Here is a 12,970-nt window from a genome sequence, read left to right on the forward strand (position 1 = left end):
ACTAAAATAGAAAATGGAAACCTCTGATTTTAAATTTATTAAACCGGGAGAAATTCGAACAAGAATAGCTCCTGCCCCTACTGGTTTTCTACATATTGGTACAGCCAGAACTGCTCTTTTTAATTATCTCTTTGCTAAAAAAAACCAGGGCGTTTTTATTTTAAGAATTGAGGACACTGACATTGAAAGATGCAAAACCGAATATGAAAAAGATATTATGGAGAGTTTAAAATGGCTAGGAATTGAGTGGGATGAAGGACCAACAGAAAATAAAAAATATATTAGGGATTATGGACCCTATAGACAAAGTGAAAGATCAGAGATTTACAGAAAATACCTGGAAAAATTATTAGATGAGGGTATGGCTTATCGTTGTTTTTGTTCAAAAGAGGAGTTAGAAGCCCAGAGGCAGTATCAAATGTCAATTGGTGAACCTCCGCGCTATTCTGGAAAATGCTCCCAGCTTTCTTCAGAGGAAATAAAAAAATATTTAGCTGAGAGGAAAAAATCGGTCATTAGATTCAAGATGCCCTCAAAAAAGGTAGTTTTTGAAGATATGATCAGGGGACGTGTAGAATTTGATTCTGGCCTAATTGGAAATATTGTCATTGCCAAAGACCTTTTTACTCCTCTTTATAATTTTGCCTGTGTCATTGATGATTTTGAAATGAAGGTATCTCATGTAATAAGAGGGGAAGACCATCTTCCTAACACTCCCAAGCAAATTCTAATCCAAAAGGCCTTGGGCTTCCCTCAGCCCAAGTATGCTCATTTACCTTTGATTTTAGGCCCAGACAGGACTAAATTAAGTAAAAGACATGGTGCAGTTGCTATCGCAGAATTTAAAAAAGCCGGCTATTTACCCGAGGCTTTAATTAATTTTATGGCCTTTTTGGGGTGGAATCCCGGAGGGAAAAGAGAAATTTATTCCCCGGCTTCTCTAATAAAAGAGTTTTCAATGGAAAGGGTCCAAAAAGGAGGGGCAGTTTTTAATACTAAGAGGTTAGATTTTTTAAATGGATTCTATATTCGCCAAAGATCGATTGAGAAACTAACTGAGCTTTGTCTACCTTATCTAATTGAAGCAAGATTGATTGAGGAGTTAGAACAAAGTCCTGGCGATAGAAAAATATTAGGGTTTTTTAAAACTAAGGGAAAAAAGTTTAAAATTAAAGAAACAGGAGAGATTATAGATTTAGATTATTTAAAAAAAATTGTTTCAATATATCAAGAAAGATTAAAAAAATTATCTGAAATTTCAGAATTAACTGATTTTTTCTTTAAAGAAAAATTGGGATATGATAAGAATCTTTTGAAATGGACGCTACCCTTCCGTCATCCTCTGACAGAGCAAACTCCTGAGATGATAAATAAAGAAGTCAGAGTTTGTCTTGATAGATTAAGAAAGATATTGTCTAAAATAAGAGGGGGGAATTGGAATAAAGAAAATTTAGAAAGGTTTTTAATGCCAGAAGCCGTGAAAATAGGGGATAAGGGAAAGATTTTATGGCCTTTTAGGGTTGCCTTGACTGGCAAAGAAGCTTCGGCCGGACCTTTTGAAATTGCTGAGATTTTGGGGAGGGAGAAAGTCTTAAAAAGAATAAAAGAGGCCAGAGAATTAGTAAAATAACCAGAAAATTGGTGAAATAAAAAAGGCCAGTTCTTTTAACAGAATCTGGCTTTACAAAAAAGTTTATTGGGCTTCTGGTTCTTCTAAGATCTCTAAGCCTTCCTAGTTGCTCTAAGTCCCTTAAGACTCCCTGAGTCTTCTTGGTTCTTCTAAGATCTCTAAGCCTTCCTATGTTTTCTAAGATCTCTAAGACTCCTTGAGTCTTCTTGGTTCTTCTAATATATCTAAGTCTTCCTATATTTTCTAAAGTCTCTAAAACCCCTTTTCCTGTCACTTTTTTCACCTCCAAAGAGCTATTTATTTAGCAGACTATGTCCGCTAAACATAATCTATTATATAAAATTGTAATAATCTTGTCAATGGCTAGTTTAATTTTGCCTATTTTCTCATTGGCCAGGGAAACTGAGGACGTAAAAGTTGTAGTAACGCATGAAAAACCAATAGGGGAAAGGCTTGATGATTTACTTCAGGGTTTAAAGCAGGGTTTAATAGGGGCTTGGCAGGAAGCTTTGGGAATCTGGAAAAAAATGTTAGATGGGGTGAAAAATCTCTGGGAGCAAAAAATCTGGTCCTTTTTCTTTAGAAAAATAGAAGAAGGAATACAAAAAATTGGAAACGTTATTTTAGAAAAATTCAGAGCATTATTAAATAGATAATACTAGGATAGAATAATATTGTGCGACATTTAATTAGCGGGCATAACCGTTAGGCCTGCCTGCCGCGGGCAGGGTAGGGGACTAACGGTTTTTGTTTGCCTCGGCTTGCTATTGACAAATTTTGTATATTTGCTATAATTAAAATATAAAGTGAAATAGTTCTTTAAAATAAAATATGGGGAAGGGAAGAATTTCATCTCCCGCAGAGAGGAAATCAAAAACTGGTTTTTTGCCTGCGGGAGAGTGAAAAAATGAAGAGAAAAATGTGGGAGAAAATACTGAGATACTTCGCTGTGGGAGGAGTCTTTGTAATTATCATACTAGCAAGCGCGGGGGTGATAGTGTTTCTAATAGCATTCTCAGGCCTTGGTCTAGCGTCTCTACCGTTAGTAGCATGCTTTATCTGTATATTTGCATTCTTCCTACAGGAAAAAGGGATAAAAGCGATACTCGAGTTATTGTGAGCAATTCTCCTTTCCCCTCTTTTTTCGAGCCCGCAAATAGTTGTGGATTCGAAAAAGGAGTTAGTTCTTTAAAATCAAATATGGGGAAGGGAGAGAATTTATCTCTCGCAGAGAGGGAGTTAATAAAAATAGCTTCTTGCCTGCGGGAGATGAAAAGAGTTGCGGAGGAAAACGGTTGGGAGAAGTAATTTTCTCGGATTCATGATTCGCGATAAACGGGAAAGGAAAGTAAGAAGTAAACATTATAGGAAAGGGAAGATAATACTCCTCGGAATACAAGTGGGTATCATTATTATCATCGGGGGTTCCTTGCTTGATTTAGCGATTATCAGAATTATAAGTGGATTATGGTTTTTAACATTTTTAACACTAACTGCTTTTGTTTTTTTACTATTTTCAAACTGGTTAATTTATAGTTTGCTGGCCCCTATGCCTTATATTGGCAGGAGTTTCAAAGAATGGCACGCGACAGAGCATAAACTCATATACCTGCTAGAAAATGGTGAAAGATTGACATTAGAAAATCTAAGAGCAGCACCATCGCGTAATCGTAGATGCGCAAGCAGAAACATGTGGCTAAAGGAACCTTCGGACGATAAACTAGAAGAAGCCTTTAGGGTAGGCCGTGAATATCTCAATCTGTTTACTTGACGAATTTAAAAAATCTCCACTTTCCCTCTTTTTTCGAGCTCATAAACCTTGTGGGCTGAAAAAAGGAATTGTTCTTTTAAAAATATAAAAAAGGGGAAGTTCACGTAGGTGAATTGTCTATCAAAATTTGGTAAATAGCTCACCTACGTGAAAGGAGGTGAAAATCAAGTATGAGTGCAAGTGTAACAAGTAAGAAAAGTGAGACAAGTGAAACGAGAGAAGAAGAACAAGTGAGGCAAGTGAGAAAGGCGTTTGAGAAAATGCTCGCAAGTTTTATGTTCGAAGTTAAAAAGAAAGATAAGGTTGATGATATAAGGAAGATGATAAAAACTTTCATTGAGGCTGGAATTCTCCAAGAACGAGCAGAACGAGCGCAAATATCCTTTGACATTCGAAAAGGAATCGCTTCTGTCAGTCTTCTTTCCTACGAGAAATATTTTACTAAGCTGTGGAAAGATACGTTAGAAAAAATGTCTAAATGGTTCGAGGCCACAATAAAGAGAGAAGCAAAGGCTTTGGGGTTCAATTTTAATTGGCGAGAAGTCGATGGATTCTTTCTTGACATTCGTACGTCTGACGAAAAAGAAGATCACGAATATGCGAGAGCAACATTATACCGTCCTGAGGCATTTAAGGAAGCACAAAAGATAATGCACTATACCCACACGAAGCTAAATGAGTTAGGATTTTCTGCGCAAATCATCAAGGTCGTTACTCCTGGAAAAGTTTACACCATCGATGCATTAAAATACATTGTCCGAAACATCACTGCCGTCGCTTACTTAAGAACGGGAGTCGAAATTCGTTCCCTCTAATACAGAATCTTTAGATTTCTCCTACTTCCCCTTTTTCTTTCTATTCAAAAAGCCCGTTGCTGGGCAGTTTTTATTTTGCTCGGTACGCTATTGACAAAGAAAAATTTAGTGTGCTATAATATAAACACAAATTAAGGAGGGATAGATGAATGCTGTTTGTTTGGGTAAGGATAACGCTTCAAGAAGTATCTAAACATGTAGCGGTGATAAAGGAGCTCATTGACAATCTACCAGGAATAGTAGCAGAAGCATTGAGCGTACCAGGTACTGATGGGGAATTGACTTCAGATGAGATAGAAGTAAAATTCGAAACCTTTGGGCCGTTCGATGTTCATAGCAAAGACATAGAAATCATAATCTTGGCTAACGATTACCCGGAAAGAAAGAAAAATCTTGACGAAAGACAAACGCTTATCAAAGAAGGGGTGAAAAGAATCCTGTATTCCGGCATTACCGGTTTCGTCTGGGTACTTCCGTTGCCAGGTTCTTTCGGAGAATTCTAGCCAAAATCGGTGATGGAAATGAGAGTCAGCCTCAAGGTTGTAAATATTGAAGATGGGCTAGAGAAAGCTAGAGTTGCCAAGATTCACCTTTTCAAAGAAGGGGACAATGATGAAAAGTTCGCTGAAGCCGAAAGAATAGTCAGGGAAATCTTTGGTGATATACGAGAAGGGGTAGAATTTGTAGCCAAGGGTGAGAAGACTACTGAGATTCATATCCGTCCGAACGCTCGTTTCCTTGAGAAATTCAGAGAAGCAAACCGAAGAATCAGAGAGATTTTCTTTCATAAAGCGTAGAAGTATAAAAAACTACGAATTTCCATTAAGGGGCTTTCCAAAAAGGATTGACCCCATTTTTTATTCTTAGGGTAAGGAACTGGCGGTTTTTTGATAATATTGACAAAGGGAAAATTAATATATTATAATGAAATATCAACTGAATATGGAGGGAAAGAAATGGAAATTAAAGAGAATGTACTTGTGGCGGTTAGTTCTCCAAAGCATACTTTAGGAAAAGTAGTGAGCAGAGAGGAAAAAGAAGGTGTCTGGATAGTTGACTGTTGTTCCCCTGTCGGACTTATTAAGGTCTCCGAGAACTTTCTGATACCGATTATTGAACTCCCTGAATCAGATCAAAAACTTAACCCTGAAGAGCTTGCCCGAAAATGTAGCCCCAGTATTTTAGCCTATCTCTTTGTCGAAAGACAAACAACCTGGGGTTCCATCGGTTCACTGCATAAGGATCTCGAAAAGCTTTACGACTCTGTAAGAAAAATACAAGAAGGACTTAAACAAGCAGTAAAATAACCAACCGTCCTGAAATTTCCAGCAAGGGGTTATCCAAAAAGGATTGACCCCGTTTTTTATTTTAACTCCCTCCAAACAGGTTCTAACATTGTCTTGCAACATGTGTTGTTAGGCCGAGCGTCTCACAAGACATATTAAGCGACATTTCTTTTGATTTTTTGATTTTTTAATCAAATTTTTGACTACTTTTATCTTAAATCGAAGCGCTTCACTTTGAAAAAAATCAAATTTAATCAAATTTTTTCAAAAAGTCGATTGCATACCCTGGGATGCAAGGGGTAATATTTATCAACATTTTATTTTGATCTTGACAAAAATTGACAAAATTTGACAGGGAGTAATTTAAAACTTAAAATAAAACAACATGGATCATCTTTTAACCATTAAAGAGGTTGCTAAATATCTCAAGGTCAGCGAGAGGTCTATTTTGCGTTATATTGAATCTGGTCGACTTAGAGCTTCTAAGATCGGCCAATGGCGTATCAAGAAAGGGGATTTAGAAAAATTTTTAAAAGAAAACTCAAATGTCAAAAAGAAAATTTAAAAAAAGAGATGGCTGGGATTTTACAGAGGTACCTTTAAGAATCAGACAGGGTGGGGTTCATTTCTTTCATCACTATACAGCTAAATTTATACCTCAAATTCCAGAAAAATTTATTAAAATGTACTCCCAAAAACGAAATAATATCGTGGTCGATCCGTTTATGGGCTGTGGGACTACTTTGGTAGTTGCTAAATTGATTGGTTGTCATTCCTACGGTGTAGATACCAATCCTTTAGCAGTTAAAATTACTAAAGTAAAAACAATGGTCGTTAACAAAAAAATTGTAGAGGAAATAGATGATTTCATTCATTGGATTTCATCTCGTAAAGAATATAGAAAAACAAATAATACAAAATCTCTTTCCAAGACAGATTTTCGACAAGGGGAGAAAGGCACATTTCTATTTGAAGGCAGTAAAGAGTGGTTTAGAAATGACGTAGCGGGCAAGATTAAAAACATATTAAATCGAACAAAAGTTTACGACGAACATGTACGGGACTTTATAAAAGTCGGGGTTTCGGATTTATTAAAAGGTATGAGTAATGCCCGTATGGATATCAATGTTCCCACGCTTCCATCTCGCCCGATTTACATAGATAAAAAGCATTATTATAGAAGGGTAAACAATCGGACAAGATACATTCCGGTTTATTCAAGAGTATTATCGCAAGTTTTAAGAATGAAAAAAGCAATTTTAGAGTTTAACAAGAACATAAATCATAATTTAATTTGTAAACCTAAGCTGGGCGATGCTAGAGAGTTAAGTAAACACGTAAAGTCGTGTAATCTTGTTATAACTTCTCCACCATACTGGTCAGCTCAAAATTATCAGAAACTTCACATGCTCTCATTTAAGTTATTTGGTCTGAACATAGATGAGGAAGATGAAATTGGAAGGAATGGTCATGACCATTATCAAAAGGACATGGTAAAAGTTCAAGAAGAAATCGCAAAAATTCTTAAAGGATACTATGGTCTTGTTATAGGTAAAGATAAGCGGAATCGAGAACATTTGAAGCTCGTAGAATCGGCTAAAAGAGTTGGTTTTAAATTAGTTGATAGGTTTGTTAGACGCTTAAGCAACCAAACATTTTTTTCTAAACAAATTAAAAATGAGTTTATTTATGTTTTTAAAGTTTAAATTTTGATTATTATGAAAACTTTTGATTTTAGCAAATCAGTAATTCAGGAGGTTATAGATGAATTCGATCGAGCAGAAAAATACATAAAAATAGCTATGTTTCAAATCCACAATGATTTAGTTATTGATAAATTATTCAAAAAAATTAAGGAGGGGTTAATAGTAGAAATAATAACATTACCTTATGATAGTATTCACGAGAACGTAAGAGAACATGTAACAGAGAGACTAGAAAAGCTTAAATCTAGAGGGGGTAATATTCTATTCTGTAAATGGAATGTTGGAGACCCTGAAAGAACCACGACAGCAGTGGGAAGGTGGTATTTATTTCATGGAAAGTTCATCGTAACGGATAAGGCAGCGATTAGTCTTTCTGCAAATTTTATCCAAACTCCTGAGCTAGACGCAATCCTAATTTTCAGAAATGAGCAAGATAAGATTCAAGAATTTAATAATAAATTCGAGGAACTAAAAGAGTTATTCATAATTGAAAATAATGGTTATGAAGGGAATATTAGACAAAAAATATCGGAGACAAAGCACCCAAGAGCTAAAGAAGTTTTTGCACTTCCAAGGGGAATAAGCGAAGTATATAAAAAAACATGGATACAACATTATCCATCTGAATTATGTCCTAAGGATGTAAATATAGAAGAAAAACTATATATAACTCCATTTGATTGTAGGGGAAGAAATTTTCTTATGAAGATTATTGATGAGGCCGAAAAATTCGTTTATATTTCCTCTGAAAGTTTCACTGATAAAGAATTTCCTAATTTCTTAAAAAAAATTAGATTCAAAAATATAGAGATAAAGTTATTAACTGAATTTGGAAGCATGGATTTTTCTGATAGAATACAAATTTTTATGAAAGAATTATTAGCAGCGGGCGTACAAATGAATACAACAAGAGAAGATTTACATGCCAAACTAGTAATTACAGATAAATTAATCGCTATAACCTCAATAAATCTTAATAGAATAAATTTAGGATTTAAGAAAACCGGAGATTTTTGGAGAGAGAACACAGAGACAATACTAATATGTAGAGGTCACAACATAATAAGGAAAGCAAGACAGAAATATAACGCAATTTTTAATGCATCGGAAAAAATTATTGATAAAATGGCTGAGAGAAATTCATCAGTTGCTGGGAGACTATTTAGGGATGTGTTCAAAATTAGATCGGGTTCAGATGCTAAGCTATTTTTAGCTAAACTGAAATTGAATGTAGATATTAACAAAGAGAAATTTTTATTAGATGTTTTAAAACTAACCATTAAGCTAGCTAATAATTTTAATGTGAGAATAATTTCAAAAAAAGAAGTATTGATGGCTTTAATATTAAATTATCTAAGTGAGAGGAAGCATGATTTCAATGAATTATCCGAGAAATTAGATCCAATTATAGAGCGAGCAGAAATAGAACCCGTCTTAGACATTCTTGTTTCACGTAATCTAATTGTAAAGCAAGGAGAATTTTACAAGATAAACGTTGATGCAATTTTCTAAGGCAAAAAAGCCCATCGCTGGGCTGTTTTTTTATCCAGTTTGACACTTATTAAAAAGCCAGCTACTTTGAAAGTGGGAGATTACTTATGAAAGAAAAAAATAAATTAAAAAAGATAAAATATAAAATTAAAACAGCTCTCGATCAATTATACAAAACTGATTATTTTCTATTCGAAAAAGATTTGTGTGAAAGATGTATAAATCATAAATTTGCAATATATTTGGAACAACAAAGTTTTGGTAAAGGATACTTTATCGACTGTGAATATAATAAATCCCATCTTAATCAAAGAACTAGCCCAAAAAGAGTCTCTAGTGAGAAAGGAAACTATATCGACATCATTATCACCAAAAGAGACGGTAATTATAGGAACGATTTTATTTGTTTTGAGGTTAAGAAATGGAAGAATTATAGAAAGAAAAATAAGGATATAGAAAAATTACAAATTTTAACCAAAGGAATACGATTTGGCTATGATTATGGTTTTTATGTCATTTTAGGAAGGACAAGAGATGAAACAAAAGTTGAAATATATAAAGGAGGAAAACTTTTAAAACACACTTTCTAGGATGATTTAAATGGTGTTGGAACATCCTTAAGTGTCGGGCAAGGTATTTATGCGAGGTTTAGCAAAAACATAAAAGGTCGAAGAATTAATTGAGAAATAACAAAAAATATTATGGCGAAAAGATTTAACAAAACTGACAAAGTTGTAATAGAACCAAAAGAAGAATTTGCTTATGGATATATCATCAAAGCTTTAGCAGGAGGACTATACCCAAACAAGTTTCATGTTATTAGAGAATATATTCAGAATGCTTTTGATGCAGTAGTTAATTGGAAAGATACTCATAATGGCTCAAATGTTATTGTAAAAATAACAGTTAAAAAGCCCTCTATATTTATATTTGACAACGGAACAGGCATGAATAGGGTTACGCTTAACGAGTACAGGAAAGTAGGATATTCAAGGAAAAAAATAGGCGAGGCTGTTGGATTTAGGGGCATAGGGAAACTAGCCGGTATTTCAGTGGCCAGAAAATTAATAGTTACAACAAGTCCTTATGGCGTTAAAGAAAAATACGCTCTGGAATTTGATGCCGAGAGAATGCTTAAAGAGATCGATGATTTAAAAAAACGTAAGCAGAACATACCCCTCAATACACTGATAGAAAAATATACGAACATAAGCTCCGATGTCGAAAAGGCAGACAAGCATTATACATTTATAGAGCTTCATGGAATAAAGCAGGATTCGAAGATTCTTTTTGATAAAAATAAGCTAAAAGACTACATTTCGAAAAATACACCCGTTCCTTTTGATCCAAACTTTGTTTACGGAAAAGAAATCGAAGATGGAATTAAGAAATTAGTTGATGACTATAACTGCGTAAATATTTTTGTAGACGGTGATAATATCTATAAGCCTTACATTCCGAACCTAAACAATCCTAGACACATCGTAGTCTGGGAAAAAAACAAAACAAAAATATTAGGATACTGCTGGTATTGCGAAAACAAAAAAAGGGGGCAGATAAAGCCTATTGACAAAGCAGGTTTGGTTTATAGATACAAAAATTTTGCAGTTGGAGACCATGATTTGCCTAGGCGAACATTGTGGGATACTTCTACCCATCTAGCTTTTTACTTTATAGGGGAGATTTACATTTGTGATAAGAATATGTTACCAACTGCACAAAGAGATGATTTTGAGCAGACATCAGCTCGTAGTAGATTTTATAATGAAGGTGTCCAGATTTCAAAGGAAATTAACAGAATAGCTAGGGCAAGTTCTGGAATAAGAAGGGCGTTGCATTATGTCGATGTTGGAAAGAACCTAATTTCAGAAGTTAAACAGGACCTTCAGAAGCAGGAGCATTATTTAAAAGACCTCGGTGCGGAAAAAGTCGCACAGATTTACAATGTCATAAAAGGCATAAAAGAAAGAAAAAAGAATATTCCTAAAAAAAATAAGAAGAATAGAATTCTGGCAGACAAAGTCGTTAAGCAAGGGGAATTGTTGCTTAAGAAATTTGGAGGTGTCAAAAGATTAAGTAGGGAGTATGATATAACAAGAAAAATCAATCTCAATGCTCAGGCTAAAGATGTATATTCTGTGGCTATCAGAACTCTGAAAGATTTTTTTATTGGTAACCAGCAAGAACTAGAAAAGGCGATAAGGCTTTTTCAGAAAAACTTGACGACCTTTTTCTCAAAAAAGAACAAATGAAATTTATGAAACATAGACAGTATGAATCTACCGAAAATAAAGATAGGGTTAGAAAAGAAGATAAGGAGTTGATAGAAAAAGAATTTAAGAAAAAGAAAGCTAAATTATCGTACCTCGGCATGCCTTCTGGAGAATTGAAAGATATTTTAGAATGGCGAGATTATTTAGACAGATGTACGGCAGTTGAAAATAATTTTGTTCAAAGACATGAGCTGGCATTAAATGTTGTTCGTTTTAATTTAAATGGTAAAATTGATATTCTTTTTGGAGATATAGACGATATTTTGATAAAGGGGAAAGATAAGTACGATAATAAATTGATATTTCCTTATGATATTATATTTCTTGATTATTTCGGCGGCATTTTATATAGAGGACTTAGAAGAGTCAATGCTATAGCTTCTCTTATTTCTAAACAGAGAGGGAATTCTTTTTTGTTGTTCCTAACTTTTAATCTTAAGGAGAGCAGATATGCTAAGAATACAATCGTGGATACGCTTAGAAAGATTAAACAGGAGTTGTCAGTATTCTGCTGGGATGAAAAAACAAAAAAACAAATAGTAGAGATTACTAAGTGGTATGAGGATGCGGAAGAGATTTACAGACAGAAAATATTCGTACCATATTTTATTAAAACTAATGCTGAAAATGTAGGATTTGAAGTGTATGCTTACCCACCTGTCTTTTATGAAGGTTTTAGAAAGAATCCCATGTTACATTTCGCTTTCAAGTTAGTACCTGAAGGAAAATTTCCCACAAAGGCAGTGAGCAAGCAGACAATAATTGATATAATAAATCTTGATCTAAAAGGAGTTTCCAGGGGGATGGTAAGTGTTTTAAAAAAGAGGTCGCCAAATTTAAAAATATAATATATTACACTTTTAAATATGAACAAAAGAGGCAAAATGAAAGTCCTATTAGTCGAACCAAATTTCCCAATACCACCCAAAAGTAAGAACCACAGGGATTTTTTGCCTATCGGCTTATTGAAGCTAGCGAGTTATCATAGGGATAAAGGTGATAAAATAAAGCTTGTTAGGGGCGACCATTATTTTTTTGATTTTTATCCCAATCAAGTAAAAATAACTTCGCTTTTTACATATTGGTTTAATTATGTATGGGAGAGTGTAAAGTTCTATAAAGAAAACTATCCGAAGGCCAAAGTAATAGTAGGCGGTATCTACGCGTCATTAATGCCAGAGCATTGCAGAAAATCAGGTTGCGATGAAGTATTTATTGGAGTGGATAACAAGGTTGAGAAATTCAAGCCTGCTTATGATCTTGTGGATGTGGATTATCAAATTGTCCATGCTTCAAGAGGCTGTATTAGGAGGTGCAAATTCTGCGGAACTTGGAAAATCGAACCGAAATTTACTTATAAAAAGAGCATAAAAGATGAGGTATGCAGTAATAGGATAATATTTTATGACAATAACCTTTTGGCTAATCCGCACATAAAGGAAATCCTTGAAGAATTGAAAAATGCCAAGCACAACGACAGGGTTGTGTATTCGGAAAGCCAATGCGGTATTGACGGAAGGCTTCTGACTCCTGAAGTGGCTAAATTATTAAAACAAGCGAGATTCCTTAATCCAAGGATTGCTTGGGATCACGGTTATGCACAAAGGCGTATGATAAAAAAACAGATTGATATGCTTGTTGATGCGGGCTATCCTGCAAAAGAAATTTATGTTTTTATGATTTATAACTTCGAACAGGATTATTATGAAATGCTGAAAAAGCTGAAGCAATGCAAGGGATGGGGTGTGCAGATAGCTGATTGTAGGTATAGGCCCCTGAATCAAATTTTTGACAATTACAATCCAAGAGAAAAGCAGACAGACAAGGATTATTTCATATATCCAAAATGGACAGATAGGCAGATAAAGCTCTTCAGGAAAAAAGTAAGGCAGCAGAATATTATGATAAGACATGGTTTTAGTCTTTATAGTAAAGAGCTGGAAAGATTGGGGGCAAAGAGAAGGATGAATAAGTCCCACTAAATCTGCTACCGAACCA

General features: G+C 34.6%; 15 protein-coding genes. All 15 read left to right on the top strand.

Annotated features, from left to right (window positions below):
* The first annotated feature begins 13 nt into the window (after positions 1-13).
* Positions 14-1,630, top strand: a complete 1,617-nt coding sequence (locus tag KJA15_01235) for a glutamate--tRNA ligase (GenBank protein ID MBZ9571947.1) — start codon at positions 14-16, stop codon at positions 1,628-1,630.
* 311 nt (positions 1,631-1,941) lie between these two features.
* Complete coding sequence (locus tag KJA15_01240; protein ID MBZ9571948.1) at positions 1,942-2,286, top strand: hypothetical protein; 345 nt, start codon at positions 1,942-1,944, stop codon at positions 2,284-2,286.
* Between the two features lie 394 nt (positions 2,287-2,680).
* Positions 2,681-2,938, top strand: a complete 258-nt coding sequence (locus KJA15_01245; protein ID MBZ9571949.1) for a hypothetical protein — start codon at positions 2,681-2,683, stop codon at positions 2,936-2,938.
* Between the two features lie 13 nt (positions 2,939-2,951).
* Entirely contained in the window at positions 2,952-3,401 is a 450-nt protein-coding gene (locus tag KJA15_01250; protein ID MBZ9571950.1) for a DUF1385 domain-containing protein, read from the top strand.
* Between the two features lie 170 nt (positions 3,402-3,571).
* A complete protein-coding gene (locus KJA15_01255; GenBank protein ID MBZ9571951.1) occupies positions 3,572-4,216 on the top strand; it encodes a hypothetical protein in 645 nt (214 codons plus the stop codon).
* 149 nt (positions 4,217-4,365) lie between these two features.
* Positions 4,366-4,719 carry a hypothetical protein gene (locus KJA15_01260; protein MBZ9571952.1) on the top strand — a complete coding sequence of 118 codons (354 nt, stop codon included), beginning with the start codon at positions 4,366-4,368 and terminating at the stop codon, positions 4,717-4,719.
* A gap of 12 nt (positions 4,720-4,731) precedes the next feature.
* Positions 4,732-5,013, top strand: coding sequence for a hypothetical protein (locus tag KJA15_01265; protein MBZ9571953.1), 282 nt, complete (start codon positions 4,732-4,734; stop codon positions 5,011-5,013).
* Between the two features lie 90 nt (positions 5,014-5,103).
* Positions 5,104-5,523, top strand: a complete 420-nt coding sequence (locus KJA15_01270; protein MBZ9571954.1) for a hypothetical protein — start codon at positions 5,104-5,106, stop codon at positions 5,521-5,523.
* A 364-nt stretch (positions 5,524-5,887) separates the two neighbouring features.
* The gene (locus KJA15_01275; GenBank protein ID MBZ9571955.1) at positions 5,888-6,067 is read left to right on the top strand and encodes a helix-turn-helix domain-containing protein; all 180 of its coding nucleotides are present in this window, start codon (positions 5,888-5,890) and stop codon (positions 6,065-6,067) included.
* Complete coding sequence (locus KJA15_01280; GenBank protein MBZ9571956.1) at positions 6,048-7,208, top strand: hypothetical protein; 1,161 nt, start codon at positions 6,048-6,050, stop codon at positions 7,206-7,208. Before KJA15_01275 ends, KJA15_01280 begins: the two co-directional genes overlap by 20 nt.
* Positions 7,209-7,220: 12 nt before the next feature.
* On the top strand, positions 7,221-8,720 hold the full coding sequence (locus KJA15_01285; GenBank protein MBZ9571957.1) for a phosphatidylserine/phosphatidylglycerophosphate/cardiolipin synthase family protein: 1,500 nt from the start codon (positions 7,221-7,223) through the stop codon (positions 8,718-8,720).
* Between the two features lie 86 nt (positions 8,721-8,806).
* Positions 8,807-9,289 (top strand): hypothetical protein, encoded by a 483-nt coding sequence (locus KJA15_01290; protein MBZ9571958.1) that lies wholly within the window; start codon positions 8,807-8,809, stop codon positions 9,287-9,289.
* 111 nt (positions 9,290-9,400) lie between these two features.
* Positions 9,401-10,951, top strand: coding sequence for an ATP-binding protein (locus KJA15_01295; protein MBZ9571959.1), 1,551 nt, complete (start codon positions 9,401-9,403; stop codon positions 10,949-10,951).
* A 5-nt stretch (positions 10,952-10,956) separates the two neighbouring features.
* Positions 10,957-11,820 (top strand): hypothetical protein, encoded by an 864-nt coding sequence (locus KJA15_01300; GenBank protein ID MBZ9571960.1) that lies wholly within the window; start codon positions 10,957-10,959, stop codon positions 11,818-11,820.
* 18 nt (positions 11,821-11,838) lie between these two features.
* Entirely contained in the window at positions 11,839-12,954 is a 1,116-nt protein-coding gene (locus KJA15_01305) for a Fe-S oxidoreductase (GenBank protein MBZ9571961.1), read from the top strand.
* Positions 12,955-12,970: the final 16 nt, after the last annotated feature.

The organism is Patescibacteria group bacterium (assembly GCA_020148145.1).
Taxonomy (GTDB): domain Bacteria; phylum Patescibacteriota; class Minisyncoccia; order Minisyncoccales; family JAHCRE01; genus JAHCRE01.